We start from the raw sequence: 16,728 nt of genomic DNA, 5'->3' as shown, positions 1-16,728 counted from the left end.
ATAAATAATCTAATTATTACTTAAAAAGGGAAATTTATTTAGTATAATATATAATATGTTTATTTTAGGGGGAGTATCATGAGGGGATTAAAAGTTGTTGGAATTATAGCTGGAATTACTATAGTAGGCTGTATAGCTTTCTTTTCAGTGAAGGAATATGTCAATTCCAAAGAAGACTCTAATTATGTGCTAAATTACATAAAAGAACATAAGGATGATAAAACAACTTCTTTAATTGTTAAAAGAAATGGTGAAACATTGACATCAATAAATGAAAAAGAAAAATTACCGCTAGCAAGTATGTCGAAAATCGTTATAGCAATTGAATATGCTAAGCAAGTAGCTGAAGGAAAAATAAGAAAAGACGAGAAAATTTCATTGAAAGAATTAGAAAAATACTATGTGAAAAATACTGATGGTGGTGCACACCCTGCATGGCTAGATGATGTAAAAGGTAAAGAGTTAGTGAAGGGTGGTCAAACTTCTTTAGAAGAAGTAGTGAAAGGAATGATCCATTATAGTTCGAATGCGAATGCATCATATTTATTGGACAAGCTTGGAGCAGCGCGGATAAATGAAAGTTTGAAAGAGTTAGGCTTAAATAGTCACGATGAATTTTATCCAACGTATACAGGGGCATTATATATGAGGGGCTATGTTGAAAAAGAACTGCATATTCCTCAAAATAAAGCATTGGACAAGCTACGTAATATGTCTAATGATGAATATGTTAAGCATGTATGGCAAATACATGAATGGATGAAAGACGAGAAAGAATGGACAAAACGCGAGATATCGTTAAAAGCCGATATGGATTTTCAGCGTATTTGGTCAGATCGGTTTATAGGTGCAAATGCTAAGGATTACATGAGTTTATTGGAAAAGATAAATAGCAGAAATTATTTTACACCACAAATGCAAGGTGAGGTTGAGAATATATTTAAAGGAACCGTAGGAGAGGGTATATTCGAATTTGCTGGACAGAAAGGTGGTTCTACGGCATTTGTATTAACAAATAGTTTCTATGGTACTGATAAAAAAGGGAATAAGATTGAGATTGTCTTTATGATGAACAATTTGAGTGAAAAAGCATTTGAAAAACTTCTAAGTAATATGGATTACTTTATTCGAGATATTGTCATAAGTGAGAAATTCAGAAATAAATTATAATGAAATAATTTTATTATGTAAACAAAGGGGCACTTATGAAAAGTGCTCTTTTGTAATACAGGATTTTCCAATCTTATTATTGAATATAGATGGAAAATAAGAAAGGAGGTTGAAAAATGACAACAATATATTTCGTTCGCCATGCCCATTCTACATATACAAAAGAAGAACGGGAACGACCTTTATCTGACAAAGGGCACTGTGATGCAGAAAATGTAACGCATTTATTAAAAGATAAACATATTGATGTTGTTATTTCTAGTCCTTACAAAAGAGCAATCCAAACTGTACAAGGAATTGCGAATACATATAAATTATCAATACAAACTGAAGAAGATTTGCGTGAAAGATTATTGAGCACAGAGCCAGTATCAAATTTTAATGATGCTATGCAGAATGTGTGGAAAGATTGGAGTTTTGCATACGAAGGCGGAGAATCAAATACTGTAGCACAAAAGCGCGCTGTAATATGTATACAAAATATATTAAAAAAATATGAAGGTAAGAATATTGTAATAGGTACGCATGGGAATATTATGGTATTACTAATGAATTATTTTAATTCGAAATATGATTTGGAGTTTTGGAAAACACTTCATATGCCTGATGTGTATAAATTAAATTTTGATAAAAATCGTTTCATTTCTGCTGAAAGAATAGAGAAAACAGGTCATCGGTTAAGTATTTTGTAAAAGTTTATCAAAAAAAGAGGAAAGAGAGAAGTTATTGTAGAAGTATGACTTTGTAACATAAAAAATATATGTTAAAGGAGGCTGTTTACATGTTTGAGAAAGAGAAAGAAGGGCTTATTGAAGTTCACAACGTATATGAAATTGCACCAGCAGATGGAACAATTATTGGTATGGCAACAGAAGAAGAAATGGAAATTGCTGCTGAACTAGAGCTGCAGTACTATGCCCATTCTCGTTTGCTAGAAGCAAATATTCAGTTAGACGGTTCCTCCTATAAAGAGTTACTTCAGGAGTTCCAGGAGTACGAAAGAAAATCAATGAGCTTTTGGCGAGCAATACATAAGCGTTTAGCTGTGCCATGGGCATGGGTATTACGTATTGATGTTGCGAATGGCCCTATTTATGTAAGTAATGGGAATGCTTATTACGAAGAAATCGATGATGAAGAAGATTATGAATAGATAAGTAAGGAAGCAACTTTAGTTGCTTCCTTTTTTTATTTATAGAGATTGAACAGCCCCAATAATAATATCAGGCCGATCAATTTCGATTCCGTGACCAGCATGTTCGGCAAGTATATATTGGCTATGTATTGAGAGTTGTAATTGTTCATGGATCAGTTCTTGCCACATTGCTTCAAGTTGTGTTGCTTCCTCTTTTGGCATGCCACCATTAGTCAATTGAGTAATAGAATATTGAGGATCTCTACCGATAACGATTAATGGTATTTCTAATGTTTTACATAGCTCTTTTAGTGAGAGAGCACAGTTTTTCCACTCCGATAGTTCAGAAGCTGTCGCTTTATATAATGAAGGCGAGGTAGAGAATCCAATTTGCTGTTTTGATTGATCGGTGAGAATAGGTTTTAGTTCATTATAAAGTGTGTCTACATCCATTTTGGAATATATATTATATTTTTGAAACCAAACATCATCAGAATCAGTTTGATCAGAAATTGGTAAATGAAGTTCATCTAAACGGTGTAAGTTCATCGAAGTAGAATCAACTAAAATAAGTGCTTGCAGCTTATCTTCATGTAACATCGCAAAATGTTGTGCACATAATCCTCCATAGGAATGACCGATTAGAATAAATGGCTCTTGAATAGCTAGTTTGTTTAGTAATATATGTAGCTCTTTTGTAACTTGCCTTATTGTACGTGGCTGATTTCCTAGCTCACTTTTCCCGTAACCTGGGCGATGGTATGAAACAACTGTAAAGTGCTTTGAAAGCTTTTTTATAATAGGAAACCAATCATAAAATGAGCAACTCATTCCGGTTTGAATGACTACAGTTTGTTTACCACTTCCTTTTATATATACTTCTATATTTTGCCCCATTATTTCTACAAATTTATGAATGTTAATTCCTCCTAAGCTTGAAATAATTTTTGACAAGCAAAAACGATACACCAAACACCTATACCGAGTAGGACAGATGTACTAAGTGTAAATGAATTTTTCAAACCAATATAGACAATAAATAATAGTAGTGCTGATGCAGGGAATCCATATAATACCCCTAAAGCAAATTGACTCAATTCTTGTTTATTCCCGCCTTCGAATGAAATCCAAAATAGACTAAGTAAACTCACGAGAGGAAGGGCAGCAATAAAGCCACCTATCGTACTGTAGTGTTTAGCGACTTCAGTGATAACGCCGATAATAAGTGCCGAAACGATTATTTTAACGAGGAAATGCATATTTTGCCTCCTTCGCTAATAACGAAAATGCTTTTTCAATTAATTGTTGTTCTTCTTTTGATAACTGTGATTCTAATATTTTTATCTTTTCTTTATCTAGTAAAGTATGTTTTTCTAATACTTCAATTCCTTCAATTGTTAATGTAAGGTTTACCACTCTTTCATCTTTTTTATTTCTCTCTTTAACGATGAAACCCTTTTGAATAAGGCGCTTTATATGTTCAGACGCTGTGTTATGAGAAAGGCTAAGCTCAGTAGCGACTTTTCCAATTGTTATATCTTTCTCACGAGAAACGATTTGTAAAATACGAATTGCTTGGTGGGAAAGGTTGTCCTCGTATTCGTATCGTAAGTGATAATAAATGCTCTCCCAATGTTGATTAATGTTGTTCATAATAATAAATCCCCTTTTTTATATCGTATAGTAAGATATATTCGTCATTTTAGAAATAAAATCCTTTTATTTGGATAAAAAATGTTGAAAAAGTTTATTTTTATTGAAATATAAGGTAATCTATGTGTAAAGGTATACATTTAGCAAGAGAGAGGATGATAGCTGTGAATACATTCAAATGGATGAGTCATGAACAGATGTATGTAGATGAAATACATGTTGAAAAATGTGGTCCTCTTTCAGTCGGCGTATATGGGGGAAATCAAGAAAGTGATGCATATGAACGAGGAGATGCGGTACTTGCTTGGTGGGACCCTGAATTACAATTTGAATTTGTTATGATTTTTGATACACACCACAAAACAAAAAATATTGATTATATAATAGAAGCGATTTCAGAAAGAAAAGAGAAATTAAAAGAGTTATTTTCCTATCCAATACATTTAGCTTTTCATCATACACATATGTACTTATTAGCGTTATTTACAGATGAGTTATTTATTAAAAAGTGTGATCAAGATGATGAGGAACTTGCTTGCTTAATTTGTTTACGAAAAGGCGAATTTTTATATTGGTTATCAGTTGGTGATTGTTTCGCGTATTTATTCCATTCTGAGAAAACGAAAAATGGAAAAGGACGATTAAATAAACGGAAAAATTACGAATATATTGGCAGGAAAAATATTTTTGCAGCAAATACACCTTGCTTTACGTCAGGTGTAAGGGGATTAGAAAAAGGAATGAATCACATTGTAATGGCAACAGATGGTATTTTAGAGTGTGACAAACGAAGGTTTGATGATGATCAATCTTTAGTAGAAGTATTACATGACGGGAATAGCTTACAGATTGAGCCAGTATTAACAAATGTACTGCAGTGGAAAGGTAGAGACTGTGCCACGATTATTGGATGGTCTATTGATACTGATAATAAACAATGTGCTAATTAATATAAAAGGAGTTCAAGGCTTTTATCCTTGAACTCCTTTTTGTTAAGCAATATGGATGTGATATGTTTTCAACCATTCATTTACTTGTAGCATATACTCCATGGCACTTCTTGCTTCAAAATTGTTAATCACTTTATTACTTTGATCAGCAATTGAAAGTAAGATGGAATGGTTAATAAGTGAGAAAATAGGATTGTTTTTATTGTTACACATATCAAGTGTTAAATTACGGATTGTTTGTAAGTAGTGTGGATCTTGTGAAGTTGGATAAGCGCTTTTTCTTCTATTGCGTACATCGTCAGGTAAAGCTGGTTGTAGTGCTCTACGTAAAATGCCTTTTTCAATATTATCAATACTTTTTATGTTGAAAGGAACATTCCATAAATATTCAACTAATCTATAATCGCAAAACGGTACACGAACTTCAAATCCAACAGCCATACTCATACGATCTTTACGGTCAAGTAAGAAAGGAAGGAATCTTGTTAAAAATAAATAAAACATTTGACGTTGTTTCGCGGATTTTTTACTTTCGCCTTCAAGAGTAGGTACTTCAAGTATCGCTTCTTGGAATCGTGTATCAATATAGTCTTCTAGATTACATTGGTTACTTACTTCATTTAGTAGAAGAGGAGATGTATTTTTCCAATTTGTTAGCCAAGGAAACTTATCTACATATAGTAGTTCTTCTTGATGAAACCAAGGATATCCACCGAATACTTCATCAGCCGATTCGCCGGATAAAGCTACGGTCGCATCTTTTTTCATTTCGCAAAATAGTAAATATAGTGAAGTTTCCATTTCACCAGCACTCGGTAAATCTTTTGCATGAAGGGGAACGAATAAGTGATTTGCTAATTCTTCAGCATTCACAATGATATCATGATGCGCTGTCCCGACATGTTCAGAAACGCGTTTTACCCAAGGAGCGTCTAAACCAGTGCGAGCAAATGTCAGTTCGAAATCTTTTGCGCTATTTACAAAGTCAACAGAATACGTATGAAGTGTTTTATTTTCAGCAGCAAATTCTTTACCCGCAAGTGCAGTAATACCGCTAGAGTCTAATCCGCCTGATAACATACAAACGAGAGGAACATCGGCAATTAATTGTCTTTTTACTGTATCTTGTAAAATAGATAGAATATGCGAAGATGTATCTTCTATAGAGTCTGTATGGAACTTACTTTCTAAATTCCAATACTTCGTAACTACTTTTTTATGACGTGTAAATGTTATAGAATGTCCAGCACGTACTTCTTGAATATGTTTAAAGACGCCACATCCTGGAGTGCGAAATAAGCCTAATCCAAATATTTCATTTATTCCACCCGCATCAAGTTCAGCAGGGACAGATGGATGCGCTAATAATGCTTTAATTTCAGAACCGAAAATAATACTGCCATTTCTTTCTGTAAAAAAGAGTGGTTTTACACCTAAATGATCTCGTGCTAAAAACAATTGTTGCTTCTGATCATCCCATAAGGCAAAAGCGAAAATTCCGTTTAAATGTCGTACGCAGTCTTCTTTCCATTCTAAATAAGCATGTAGTAATACTTCTGTATCTGAATGGGTTTCAAATGCATGCCCACATTTTTGAAGCTGCTCTCTCAGTTCACGGAAATTATAAATTTCTCCATTATAAGTAAGAGCATACGTATAATCACCAGCACGAAATGTCTTAGGCTGTGTCCCGCCTTCTGGATCAATTACAATTAAACGCCGGTGTGCAAAGGCCGCATGAGGTGAAAACCAAAATCCTTCAGCATCCGGACCACGATGCTTAATACTATTTGCCATCTTTTTTAAAATAACATGTTGATTTGAAAGGTCTTCTTTCCAATCTACCCAACCTGTAATTCCACACATACACATCTCATCTCCTAATTTTTAAAATAGATTAATGAAATAAAATGTACACTAAATTAAAGAGTGACTATATAAATAGTGTACTACATGAATTAAATTACAGACTTGAGAAAGTTTTCTTTGAATGCATAGTTATGTGAGAAAATGGCTAAGGGAAAGTATTCCATTACATACAAAAAAAAAAGATGAGAGAAAAAATTTTCTCAGACGTTATATAGGGTGTAAAAGCTTTTACAAAACAATAAGGGGAATCGCTACATGAAATCAAATGAGAAAAATTTTATAAAAAGATTACAGCGGCAAAAAGAAGACGCGTTAGAATTCGTTGTCGATACATACTTACCACTCATAAAGGGGATCACGCATAAAGTTCTACTTCCCATTCAAAATGATGGACTCATAGAGGAATGTATAAACGATATATTTCTTTCCATTTGGAATAACGCAAATAAATTCCATGGAGAGCCGAGTGATTTTAAAAAGTGGATTGCAGCGATTGCGAAGTTTAAAGCAATTGATTATTACCGGAAATCGACTAAAACAGTAGAAATCATTTCAGATGAGTTTCATATCAGTACAGAAAAATCAGCAGAAGACGAATTAATCGTTATGGAAGATAGGGAAGAATTATTGAAGCTCATTAATCAATTAGAACCGCTAGATCAAAAGGTGTTCATTATGAAATATTTACTTGGTATGAAGACAGAGGAAATAGGTGACAAGTTAGGATTAACTCGGGCAGCAATTGATAATCGAGTGTACCGGGGGAAAAAGAAACTACAACAAAATGCTACGAATATTAGTTTTGGAGGTAGTGCAATATGAAAGACATTTATGAACTATTAAATGATATTGATATAGATGAAAAAGAACTAGAAGAAATTGAGGCTTCTGAAATTGAAAAGGAAAAAGTAAAACGAAATGTAAAACAATCGATACGTACGAAGAAAAAGATGAAAAGTTGGAAAAAAGGTGTCGCTGCTGCATCAATTTTAGTAGGGTTATCGGTTGCAACTCTTGGTATCGGTTTTCCTACATATGCCGGGGGATTGCCAATTGTAGGTGACATATTCCGATTTTTAGATAATGGTAGAACGGGATTATATGAAAATTATAAGGAATTTTCGACTGAGTTGAATATGACAAAAGAGAGTAATGGGGTTAAGGTTACAATTAATGATGTAATTTCTGATGGCAGAACATTATCTATAACGTATTCACTGGAAAGTGAGCAGGACTTAGGGGAGGATCCTATCATATTAGGTGGATTGGATATAATGGACGCTCATGGTAGTTCAGGCAGTGGTAAAATGACTAAAGTTACTGAAAAAAAGTATGTAGGTATGGTAACAACGACGCATCATGATAGCAATAAAAAGGACAAAGTAAACTTTAGATGGAATATAGAGAGAATAGAGATGCCAGATAGGAAAAAATCAATACAAGGTAATTGGAATTTCGCGTTAACTGTAAAATCAGTGGATAGTAAAGAGAGAACAATTGGTGGGAGTTCAGAAAAAGAAGGTATAAAAGCAAATATGGAAAAGGTCGCAATATCGCCAGTTTCATTTATTCTTTATTACAATCAAGAGGTTTCTAAGGGCGCGAGGAAAGAATGGGATAGTGTAGATGTTGAATTGACGGTTAAGGATGATTTAGGGAATATTTATTCCGGTGAAGGAAATGGGGGAAGTGGCAACGATCCTTACAATATCCATTGGAGTGCCACCTTCCAAAAACTAAACGAAAATGCAACAAAGCTTATCGTTACACCTCGCGTGCACTTGCGAGTACATACACCTGAAAATCATGGTGGAGTAGAGTATGTGAATGGGAAAGAGAAGAAAATAGAAGTGCCGAAAAAAGAAGCGAAGAGCAAAGATATTGTGTTAGATGATATTGTCATTGATTTAAAGAAATAAAAGAGAGACTGCCTAAAATCATTTAGGCAGTCTTTTTTCGTTAAGAACTAGTGACGAATAGTGCATGCGGATGCTGCGTTTTATACTCATCTTTCCACGGAATGTTTAGTTGTTCCCACGATTCGCCGCTATCATTGGATTGAAAGACGCCATTGTTATTTAACGTGTAAAACGTATGTGGTTCGGCTTCGTTTGTAGCAAACATCGAAATGACTGTACCGATTGCAGATGGTAGTCCTTGTTGTACTTGCTGGAACGGAGTATCTTTCGTTTTTCGATAAATATAAGATTCATAAGGGATACGATGATGAGCGAGATCAGCACTTGGCGCAGCAGAAACGAGAATCGTATCACAATCAGCTGGATCGATAGCCATGCTGTATAAATAATGATGTTCAAGTCCTGCACTACATGAGATCCAACTGTTTCCATTGTTATAACTCTCAAGATAAGCACGATCAGGTCCGCCCATAAATCCGTCACCACATGATGCATAAAGGCGATTTGGTGCTTTAGGGTGCATAAGTAATTGATGAGCATCGATAGGAGCACCGAATTTTTTATCAATCCATGTATGCCCTTTATCGTTACTTTGAATAACAGCACCAGCTTCGATTGAAACGTGTATTGTATTAGGGTTATTTGGGTCAACTGTAATCCAGCGTACGTGATGGGTAAAAGGTCTAGGCGGAAATGCCCACGTATAAGAAGATAATAATGATTTCATATTTTTAAGTTCAGTCCACGTTTCACCACCATTTTCAGAGCGAAATAAAGCGCTCGGTTCTGTGCCGACATAAACGACACCATATCCGTTAACTTGTTCATTTGAGCTTATTGTTATGGAAGTGATAGAGGAGTGCAAAATACCATCTTCTTTAGGGAAATCAAAGTAACGATAAGAATCTCCAATTGGTCTCCATGAATCCCCACTATCGTCACTTAACCATAGACCTCGTCCAAATGTTCCGCAATATACACGATTCTTTTGAAATGGATCAACAGCGATACAGGTAGGTTGCATATTTTGTAAGTGATAAGTCGTTTCATAGTTATCATTGTGTTCTTTCACTACAACAAGTTCACGTTCCATACAGAGAAATAAACGTTTCATTTAAGTAACCTCCTTAAAAATTCTTTCATTAGTAAACAATATGAAAATAAAAAAGAAGTAGTCTTGTTTTATTTGAGAAAAAGGGATTGTTTAAAAAATAGCGAAGTGTGTATACAGAGGAAGCGGGCGTTTACAATCAGTCAATTCGGGATAAAGATGGGGAGTTTGTTTCATACTAACATACAGATATTGTACTTAAAGGAGTATAAGTATGGGACATTCGCATGATCATGGTCATTCAAAAAATAAAAAGGCGTTACTAATTGCCTTCCTACTAACAACAAGTTTTATGATTGCAGAAGTTGTTGGTGGATTTGTAACAAATAGCTTAGCACTACTATCTGACGCGGGGCATATGCTAAGTGATGCAGTATCTTTAGCTTTAAGTTTACTTGCGTTTAAACTCGGAGAAAAAACAGCAACAACTGCGAAAACATACGGGTATAAGCGAGTCGAAATGTTAGCAGCATTATGTAACGGTGTCGTTCTTATTGTCATTTCGGTATACATTTTTATTGAAGCAATCCGTCGTTTTAAAGAACCAGTTGAGATTGCTAGTAATGGGATGCTCATTATTGCAGTCCTTGGTCTGCTTATTAATATTTTATCAGCTTGGATATTAATGAGAGGCGGAGATGTGAAAGGTAATTTGAATTTAAGAAGTGCTTTCCTGCACGTACTAGGCGATCTATTGGGTTCCGTCGGAGCGATTATTGCTGCGTTACTTATTAAATTTTTCGGATGGACTGCTGCAGATGCGATTGCTAGTATTCTTGTGTCTATTTTAGTCATTATTAGTGGATGGCGTGTAACACGTGATACGGTTCATATATTAATGGAAGGTGCACCACAGCACATAAATGTTGAAGAGGTAAAAAGTACGTTATTAAATATTCCGATTGTCAAAGAAGTTCATGATTTGCACATATGGTCTGTCACATCAGATTTTCAAGTATTAACATGTCATCTTATTATTAAAGGGAATGAAACGCAAAGTGTATTAAAAGAGGCTACGTATGTATTAAAGGAGAAATTTCATGTAGAACATGTCACCATTCAAGTAGAAATAGATGGTGAATTTAATCATGATGAGACAACTTGCAAAGTATGAAAGAAAAAGGATAAGAAAAAGTGTCATAACATTTTTCGCACGGCATACATATATATAATGTGGCCACAAGTACTTTGCAAGGTAAATATTTCATGAAATTACTTTACTTATAAAGAGTCATCTTTTATAATCAAAAGTGGTAATTGATAGAGATTATCATTTTCAATGATCGTAGAAAGGAGTTTTTTAAAAGATGAGTAGTCAACTCCGTTTTGCTGTTGAAAATCGTAAGAGGCATTTAATTGATGAGTTAATTGGAGCAGGTGTGTTTAAGATTCGCGACCGACAATTATACGAGCTGTCTTTAGAGGAATTGGAAAAAGAGTACGAAGATATGGAAGATTATGCGAATATTCAGGCGTAGCTATATAGATTAGTAAAAAGAGAGCTGGTTACGATTTTGTGTAACCAGCTCTCTTTTTATTTCGTAGAAATTATTTTTTGTATTTCTTTCATGGGACGGAGCCAGTTTTGGGTCATTATTTGTTCCATTTGTTTTTCGTCCTGCTTCTGTAATGCTTGAATGATAGAGTGATGTTCTTCAATAGATTGACTTGCTGGAACAAAGTTTTGGAAAAACAAATATTCAAGACGTAAAACGTGAAGTTGCATATTTTCTAGAAAGGGTTCAATATATTGGTTTTTAGCAATAGAAGAAATTGTATTGTGGAATTGTATATCTAATTCTAAAGCTTGTTTTGCGTTTTTTTTCTCTATAGATTGCTGAAAATGCTCATTTATTTCAGAAAGTAGTTGAATATCAGCGTTTGTAATGTTTTGAAGAGCTTGCTTTCCTATAATAGAGTGAAGACCAGCCATCGTTTCATAAATGATAGATACGTCGTCTAACTTAATAGGAGCAATTTTCGTTTTTTGCCCTGGTACCATTTCCACTAATCCAGAAAGCTCTAATATTTGAAGTGCTTCTCTTACAGGTGTTCTGCTTACTCCTAGTGCCTCAGCCAATTCCCCATCATTAATTTTTTCATTGGGCTTCAGTACACCTTCAATAATCCAATTTTGTAGTTGATTTAAAACGAGTGATTTTGCTGAAACTCTTCCTGGTTTTTTATAATTTTGAGGGACAGGCATAGTGAATTCAATCCTTTCATTGTATATTTTCCTTTTTTGCATGAACAAGCTTTAATTTTTGTTTCCCTTCATCCGGCTTTTGGCTTAAGATGAGCACCATTACAATGACACAAAAAGCGCCTAATAACTGAAAAGATTGAAATGGCACTTGCAATATAAGTACAGAAGAAATAATAGCTGCGAGTGGCTCTGTGCAACCAAATAATGTTGTTTCTTTCGGAGTCAGGTATCGTATGCTGTCTAAGTATAAATAAAAGGCAATAAGTGTCCCGAAAATGACGACAAATGTGATGAGCGGTAGGGTACTTAGTTTTACATATTTCATAGTTGATAATAAAATGAATTCGTTTGTAGAAATAAAGTGTACAATCGTTACACCAATACCCCCAATAATCATGCCCCATCCAACGATAACGGAAGAAGACCATTTTTCTAACAATTCCTTTGAATATAAACTATAAAAAGCGAGAGATAATCCAGATAAAATCCCCCAAATAATAGCTGGTGTAGAAACAGCCAAGTTATGAACAGACCCGTTTGTTAGTAAGAGAAAAGTGCCTACTAATGAAAGGGTAATTGAAATGAAATCAATTTTTGATGGACGAACGTTCCATTTGAAAAGTAAGTATACAGTGATGAATATAGGAGCTAAATATTGTAATAATGTTGCGACGGCAGCATTTCCTTCTTTAATTGAAGCGAAATACGTATACTGTACAGCAAGCATACCGAATAGACCAAACAAAATCATTTTAATAGCATCAGATTTTTGTTTCCAAATGCTAAATATCTCTTTTTTTCTCGTTCCGAATGAGGAAATAATGAGCAAAATAATTCCAGATATAAGTAAACGGATCGTAACTAACCATTCGGTTGAAACATTGTCATATTGAAAAAGTTGTTGTGCAGCTGTACCAGACAAGCCCCATAAACAAGCACCGATTATGACCATTATAATTCCTTTTAATCGATTTGAATCCATATGATCTAAAATTCTCCTTTCTAAAAATACAAATTGAATACAATATGCAATATATCACAGAATGACTCATTAATAAACTGAAATTTCTAATTTGTTTTTTATGTATAGTAAAATATTGTAGAGGAGGGGGAGTATATGTTAGCTGGATTTTTAGTTTGTTTATTTGTAGGGTTACTTATCATTTTTTTAGGGTATCAAATACATGTGAAAAAGAGGTTGTTTTTGTTAGCAGGATATCAAGAAGAAACGTTTGTTGGAGATAAAAATAAATTAGCGAAGCTTTCAGGAGCATTTTCTTATATAGTTGGAGTTGCTACTATAATATTACCGCTTGACTGGGGAAAAATAGGTAATTTAGTTGGTATCGTATATGCTATATTAATTGTTTTAGGTACAATTGTATTCATAATTAAAGCAAACTTATTAAATAAGAGTACTATAAAGTAAAAAGGCTTCATTCTACTGAAGCCTTTTATTAATTGTTATGAAGTATAAGTAAAAGCCGGGATAGGATCAATAAATGTATTCCAGTTTTGTTGCATTTCTTTTTCTGTTAATAGACAATCATCTAATGATTGTTCAATTAACGAACGGTTCATATCAATTCCAATAAATACGAGTTCGGTTATTCGATCTCCATATTGTTTATCCCAGTTTTTCAATACTTCTGGTTCTTCTGTAATCATTTGATTTCTTTCAGTTTCAGGTAATGCCGCTATCCACTCACCGGCTCCTTGAATTGTAATAGAGGAACCTGCTTGAGATAGAAGCCCTATCATATTATTACGAGATGCCAGCCAGAAGAATCCTTTCGCTCTTACAACATCTAAAGGCCATCTTTCTAGCCAATTCATAAGGCGCTCGGGATGGAAAGGATATTTGCGGCGGTAAACAAAGGAATTGATACCGTATTCTTCCGTTTCTGGTGTATGATGGTCACTATTTAATTCTTGTATCCAGCCGGCCGATTGACTGGCTTCTTCATAATTAAATAGATTTGTGTTTAAAATTTCTTGTAATGGTACTTTGCTAAACGAAGATTCAAGAACTTTTGCATTAGGATTTAATTTTTTTAGTAAATGATGAAGCTCTATCACATCTTCTTTTTCTAGCAAATCTATCTTATTAAGAATAATTACGTTTGCAAATTCAATTTGATCTATTAATAAATCAATAACTTCTCGGGTATCATTCTCATCGATGGCTTGTTTTCGGTCTAATAAACTTTCTCCATCTGCAAAATCATCCCAAAATCTATTTGCATCTACAACTGTAACCATCGTATCGAGGCGACAATTTTTCGTTAAATCAATGTTAAGGACTTCGTCTGTATAAGTAAACGTTTGAGCAACTGGAATAGGCTCACTTATACCAGAAGATTCAATAATAATATAGTCAATATCACCATTTTCCACAAGACGATTCACTTCTATCATTAAATCTTCTCGTAGTGTACAACAAATACAGCCATTTTGAATCTCTACTAGTTTTTCCTCCGTACGTGAAAAACCACCCTTTTTTATAAGAGATGCATCAATGTTTACTTCGCTCATATCATTAACGATAACAGCTACTTTTAAGTTATTCTTATTAGTCAAAATGTGATGTAGTAAGGTAGTTTTTCCAGATCCTAAAAAACCACTTAATACAGTGATAGGTACTTTTTTCATGAAATGATCTCTCCTTTAAATCGTAATTATTACGTTTTATATTAAACGATAGGAAAAGAAAAATCAATAATAAATCATAATGATTACGATTTAAGAATAGAAATAGACTATAAAATTTGTGCTGTAGTATGAAGCATTTGGACAAGCACATGTTTACATGTAAATAAAATGGAGGCGAGAAGCTTGGTCTTTAATAGAGTTTCAAAAGAATTAGTAGGCATAGCTCTTATCGCTATGTTTCTCTTTTTATTATTTTTTGTAGATTTTACAAGTCTAGTAAATTTGCACACAAATATACCGCAGGAATGGCTGAATGTGAATACGGTATTTTTAAGTATCATTTTTGAAGCAATACCTTTTATTTTATTAGGGGTAATTGTTTCTTCATGTATTCAAGTGTTTGTGACGGAAGATATGATTCAAAAAGTAATGCCGAAATCTCCAATTGTTGCAATGATTCCAGCAGTATTTGTGGGAGTTCTTTTTCCAATGTGTGAATGTGTCATTATACCAATTGTAAGAAGGCTCATTCAAAAGGGGCTACCACTTCATGTAGGCATTGTTATTTTATTGAGTGCACCCATTATGAATCCAGTTGTTCTTTTATCTACTGTATATGCGTTTCCAAAAAATGATTACGTTGTATATGCACGCTTTGGGATAACAATTCTAGTTGCTCTATTCATAGGTCTAATTGTGTATTATTGCTATCGCGAAAGAAATGTTTTAAAAGACGTAGAGGTTTCAGTTCAAATAAGCAAAAAAAAGAGTTGGAAAGATGTTATGAATCACACTGTAGATGAGTTTTTTGATACTGGTAAGTATTTATTGATTGGTGCTTTTTTAGCAAGTGTATTTCAAACGTTTTTTGATCGGAATGTACTGGATGCAGTAGCACATAACGAAGTAATTGCTCCCATTATTATGATGGGGTTTGGTTATGTTTTATCAATTTGCTCTGCAGCCGATGCTTTTATAGCTGCGTCTTTTGGACATGTTTTCTCGGTAAAGGCACTTCTCGCATTTCTTGTGTTTGGGCCTATGCTTGATATGAAAAATACGTTAATGCTATTTGCGTATTTTCAAAAGAGATTTGTATTCTTTTTGATGGGAATTGTCATTGTATCTGTGTATACCATCGTGCAAATCATAATGTTATAGGAGGTGAGAAAGAATGGAGAAAGAGGAGCAGAAGGCATATCATCACTATATTCGTGGCATTATTTTAATTGGTTTAGCAATGCTCTTATTTAAACTACTTGTAACAGGGAATATTTATAATTTTATCGCTCCAAAAATGATCAAATTTACGTATATAGCTTTTGTAGTAATTTTAATTTTTGGTATTGTACAAGTTTGGGGAGATGGAAGAGAAAAACAGCATGATTATAATTGTTGTAAACATCATACAACATCAAAATCAGGGATAAAAAGTTTCTTTGTATATGTTTTATTTGTTGTTCCGATAGTTAGTGCTTTTCTCTTTGGAAGTGTAACAATTGATGGAAGTTTAGCAGGAAAAAGGGGTATGAATCAAAGTGTACAGGCGAGAAGTCTGGAAAGAAACGAAAAAGAGGGGAAACAGGTTAAGTTTGATGAGCGAGAAGTATTAGTTGATTCAGAAGAAACATCAAATTTAGCAACGACTTATAAAACGGAAGAGCAAGTAGTAAAAAGTATGTTAGGACAGCGTAAACTACAAGTAAAGGATAAGGATTATGTTCAAACAATGAATGTAATTGGTCAAAATGTTAATTGGTTTAAAGGGAAAGAAATTACATTCTTAGGGTTTATATATAAGGATAAAGATGTGACGGGGAATAAAGTAGTAGTGGCTCGATATGGCATAACTTGTTGTATTGCGGATGCATCAGTCTGGGGGATGATTGTTACCGGGAAAAATATTGAAAAAATTCCAGAAGAAACATGGGTAAAAATAACAGGATTATTAGATGAAACGACATATAAAGGAACAGTCTTTCCACTTGTAAAAGTAAACAAAATCGAAAAAATTAATAAGCCAACTGACCCATATGTATATGATGTTTTACCTCAATAGAAAA

At 33.9% G+C, this 16,728-nt stretch carries 19 protein-coding genes; 11 read left to right on the top strand and 8 right to left on the bottom strand.

The window, feature by feature from the left end:
- Positions 1–78: 78 nt before the first annotated feature.
- The 3 genes from B9A45_RS21350 (at position 79) to B9A45_RS21340 (ending at position 2,323) form a co-directional block, all read left to right on the top strand.
- Positions 79–1,170, top strand: a complete 1,092-nt coding sequence (locus B9A45_RS21350) for a serine hydrolase (protein ID WP_084064941.1) — start codon at positions 79–81, stop codon at positions 1,168–1,170.
- Between the two features lie 116 nt (positions 1,171–1,286).
- Positions 1,287–1,862, top strand: coding sequence for a histidine phosphatase family protein (locus B9A45_RS21345; RefSeq protein WP_084064938.1), 576 nt, complete (start codon positions 1,287–1,289; stop codon positions 1,860–1,862).
- An 89-nt stretch (positions 1,863–1,951) separates the two neighbouring features.
- On the top strand, positions 1,952–2,323 hold the full coding sequence (locus B9A45_RS21340) for a hypothetical protein (RefSeq protein ID WP_000461766.1): 372 nt from the start codon (positions 1,952–1,954) through the stop codon (positions 2,321–2,323).
- A gap of 39 nt (positions 2,324–2,362) precedes the next feature.
- Here the strand turns inward: B9A45_RS21340 and B9A45_RS21335 are convergent, their stop codons facing one another.
- The 3 genes from B9A45_RS21335 to B9A45_RS21325 are packed head-to-tail and all read right to left on the bottom strand — an operon-like array spanning position 2,363 to position 3,958.
- Positions 2,363–3,274 carry an alpha/beta fold hydrolase gene (locus tag B9A45_RS21335; RefSeq protein WP_142263103.1) on the bottom strand — a complete coding sequence of 304 codons (912 nt, stop codon included), beginning with the start codon at positions 3,272–3,274 and terminating at the stop codon, positions 2,363–2,365.
- On the bottom strand, positions 3,235–3,564 hold the full coding sequence (locus B9A45_RS21330; protein ID WP_000545608.1) for a DUF3147 family protein: 330 nt from the start codon (positions 3,562–3,564) through the stop codon (positions 3,235–3,237). The genes B9A45_RS21335 and B9A45_RS21330 overlap by 40 nt, the downstream gene beginning before the upstream one ends.
- Entirely contained in the window at positions 3,548–3,958 is a 411-nt protein-coding gene (locus B9A45_RS21325; protein ID WP_001059785.1) for a MarR family winged helix-turn-helix transcriptional regulator, read from the bottom strand. The genes B9A45_RS21330 and B9A45_RS21325 overlap by 17 nt, the downstream gene beginning before the upstream one ends.
- Positions 3,959–4,080: 122 nt before the next feature.
- Between B9A45_RS21325 and B9A45_RS21320 the strand changes: the two genes are divergently transcribed.
- Positions 4,081–4,908 carry a protein phosphatase 2C domain-containing protein gene (locus B9A45_RS21320; protein ID WP_003312849.1) on the top strand — a complete coding sequence of 276 codons (828 nt, stop codon included), beginning with the start codon at positions 4,081–4,083 and terminating at the stop codon, positions 4,906–4,908.
- A 42-nt stretch (positions 4,909–4,950) separates the two neighbouring features.
- Here B9A45_RS21320 and asnB read toward each other — a convergent pair whose 3' ends face one another.
- On the bottom strand, positions 4,951–6,774 hold the full coding sequence (gene asnB / locus B9A45_RS21315; protein ID WP_084064932.1) for an asparagine synthase (glutamine-hydrolyzing): 1,824 nt from the start codon (positions 6,772–6,774) through the stop codon (positions 4,951–4,953).
- Positions 6,775–7,032: 258 nt separating this feature from the next.
- On the opposite strand from asnB, the gene B9A45_RS21310 reads away from it, so the two are divergent.
- Positions 7,033–7,599 (top strand): sigma-70 family RNA polymerase sigma factor, encoded by a 567-nt coding sequence (locus B9A45_RS21310; protein WP_000840007.1) that lies wholly within the window; start codon positions 7,033–7,035, stop codon positions 7,597–7,599.
- Positions 7,596–8,696 (top strand): DUF4179 domain-containing protein, encoded by a 1,101-nt coding sequence (locus B9A45_RS21305; protein ID WP_003312848.1) that lies wholly within the window; start codon positions 7,596–7,598, stop codon positions 8,694–8,696. Before B9A45_RS21310 ends, B9A45_RS21305 begins: the two co-directional genes overlap by 4 nt.
- Before the next feature lie 40 nt (positions 8,697–8,736).
- Here the strand turns inward: B9A45_RS21305 and B9A45_RS21300 are convergent, their stop codons facing one another.
- On the bottom strand, positions 8,737–9,810 hold the full coding sequence (locus tag B9A45_RS21300) for a WD40/YVTN/BNR-like repeat-containing protein (RefSeq protein WP_000825303.1): 1,074 nt from the start codon (positions 9,808–9,810) through the stop codon (positions 8,737–8,739).
- A gap of 211 nt (positions 9,811–10,021) precedes the next feature.
- On the opposite strand from B9A45_RS21300, the gene B9A45_RS21295 reads away from it, so the two are divergent.
- Together B9A45_RS21295 and fbpA are read left to right on the top strand one after the other, a co-directional pair.
- A complete protein-coding gene (locus tag B9A45_RS21295; RefSeq protein WP_000510035.1) occupies positions 10,022–10,921 on the top strand; it encodes a cation diffusion facilitator family transporter in 900 nt (299 codons plus the stop codon).
- Positions 10,922–11,114: 193 nt separating this feature from the next.
- On the top strand, positions 11,115–11,285 hold the full coding sequence (fbpA, locus tag B9A45_RS21290) for a Fur-regulated basic protein FbpA (protein WP_000098302.1): 171 nt from the start codon (positions 11,115–11,117) through the stop codon (positions 11,283–11,285).
- A gap of 56 nt (positions 11,286–11,341) precedes the next feature.
- Here the strand turns inward: fbpA and B9A45_RS21285 are convergent, their stop codons facing one another.
- Entirely contained in the window at positions 11,342–12,013 is a 672-nt protein-coding gene (locus B9A45_RS21285) for a GntR family transcriptional regulator (RefSeq protein WP_001987091.1), read from the bottom strand.
- 16 nt (positions 12,014–12,029) lie between these two features.
- A complete protein-coding gene (locus B9A45_RS21280; RefSeq protein ID WP_000378087.1) occupies positions 12,030–12,995 on the bottom strand; it encodes a DMT family transporter in 966 nt (321 codons plus the stop codon).
- Positions 12,996–13,130: 135 nt separating this feature from the next.
- Here B9A45_RS21280 and B9A45_RS21275 point away from each other — a divergent pair, with 135 nt between their 5' ends.
- Entirely contained in the window at positions 13,131–13,442 is a 312-nt protein-coding gene (locus B9A45_RS21275) for a DUF3784 domain-containing protein (protein WP_084064926.1), read from the top strand.
- Positions 13,443–13,477: 35 nt separating this feature from the next.
- On the opposite strand, the gene B9A45_RS21270 is transcribed toward B9A45_RS21275, so the two are convergent.
- Positions 13,478–14,665, bottom strand: a complete 1,188-nt coding sequence (locus B9A45_RS21270) for a GTP-binding protein (RefSeq protein WP_000757670.1) — start codon at positions 14,663–14,665, stop codon at positions 13,478–13,480.
- 168 nt (positions 14,666–14,833) lie between these two features.
- On the opposite strand from B9A45_RS21270, the gene B9A45_RS21260 reads away from it, so the two are divergent.
- Both B9A45_RS21260 and B9A45_RS21255 read left to right on the top strand, forming a co-directional pair.
- The gene (locus tag B9A45_RS21260) at positions 14,834–15,826 is read left to right on the top strand and encodes a permease (protein ID WP_173631123.1); all 993 of its coding nucleotides are present in this window, start codon (positions 14,834–14,836) and stop codon (positions 15,824–15,826) included.
- 13 nt (positions 15,827–15,839) lie between these two features.
- Positions 15,840–16,724: a TIGR03943 family putative permease subunit gene (locus tag B9A45_RS21255; protein ID WP_061655884.1), complete on the top strand. Its 885-nt coding sequence runs from the start codon at positions 15,840–15,842 to the stop codon at positions 16,722–16,724.
- The last annotated feature ends 4 nt before the right edge of the window (positions 16,725–16,728 follow it).

This window comes from Bacillus sp. JKS001846, assembly GCF_900176455.1.
GTDB classification, from domain to species: Bacteria; Bacillota; Bacilli; order Bacillales; family Bacillaceae_G; genus Bacillus_A; species Bacillus_A cereus.
This window is presented reverse-complemented; position numbering and strand designations above follow the sequence as displayed.

Excerpts from the sequence above, each read along its gene's own strand:
- B9A45_RS21350 (WP_084064941.1), top strand. The coding sequence starts at position 79 with ATGAGGGGATTAAAAGTTGTTGGAATTATAGCTGGAATTACTATAGTA.
- B9A45_RS21280 (WP_000378087.1), bottom strand. The coding sequence starts at position 12,995 with ATGGATTCAAATCGATTAAAAGGAATTATAATGGTCATAATCGGTGCT.
- B9A45_RS21310 (WP_000840007.1), top strand. The coding sequence starts at position 7,033 with ATGAAATCAAATGAGAAAAATTTTATAAAAAGATTACAGCGGCAAAAA.
- B9A45_RS21340 (WP_000461766.1), top strand. The coding sequence starts at position 1,952 with ATGTTTGAGAAAGAGAAAGAAGGGCTTATTGAAGTTCACAACGTATAT.
- asnB (WP_084064932.1), bottom strand. The coding sequence starts at position 6,774 with ATGTGTGGAATTACAGGTTGGGTAGATTGGAAAGAAGACCTTTCAAAT.
- B9A45_RS21255 (WP_061655884.1), top strand. The coding sequence starts at position 15,840 with ATGGAGAAAGAGGAGCAGAAGGCATATCATCACTATATTCGTGGCATT.
- B9A45_RS21320 (WP_003312849.1), top strand. The coding sequence starts at position 4,081 with ATGTGTAAAGGTATACATTTAGCAAGAGAGAGGATGATAGCTGTGAAT.
- B9A45_RS21275 (WP_084064926.1), top strand. The coding sequence starts at position 13,131 with ATGTTAGCTGGATTTTTAGTTTGTTTATTTGTAGGGTTACTTATCATT.
- B9A45_RS21285 (WP_001987091.1), bottom strand. The coding sequence starts at position 12,013 with ATGCCTGTCCCTCAAAATTATAAAAAACCAGGAAGAGTTTCAGCAAAA.
- B9A45_RS21325 (WP_001059785.1), bottom strand. The coding sequence starts at position 3,958 with ATGAACAACATTAATCAACATTGGGAGAGCATTTATTATCACTTACGA.
- B9A45_RS21300 (WP_000825303.1), bottom strand. The coding sequence starts at position 9,810 with ATGAAACGTTTATTTCTCTGTATGGAACGTGAACTTGTTGTAGTGAAA.
- B9A45_RS21305 (WP_003312848.1), top strand. The coding sequence starts at position 7,596 with ATGAAAGACATTTATGAACTATTAAATGATATTGATATAGATGAAAAA.
- fbpA (WP_000098302.1), top strand. The coding sequence starts at position 11,115 with ATGAGTAGTCAACTCCGTTTTGCTGTTGAAAATCGTAAGAGGCATTTA.
- B9A45_RS21270 (WP_000757670.1), bottom strand. The coding sequence starts at position 14,665 with ATGAAAAAAGTACCTATCACTGTATTAAGTGGTTTTTTAGGATCTGGA.
- B9A45_RS21260 (WP_173631123.1), top strand. The coding sequence starts at position 14,834 with ATGGAGGCGAGAAGCTTGGTCTTTAATAGAGTTTCAAAAGAATTAGTA.
- B9A45_RS21330 (WP_000545608.1), bottom strand. The coding sequence starts at position 3,564 with ATGCATTTCCTCGTTAAAATAATCGTTTCGGCACTTATTATCGGCGTT.
- B9A45_RS21295 (WP_000510035.1), top strand. The coding sequence starts at position 10,022 with ATGGGACATTCGCATGATCATGGTCATTCAAAAAATAAAAAGGCGTTA.
- B9A45_RS21345 (WP_084064938.1), top strand. The coding sequence starts at position 1,287 with ATGACAACAATATATTTCGTTCGCCATGCCCATTCTACATATACAAAA.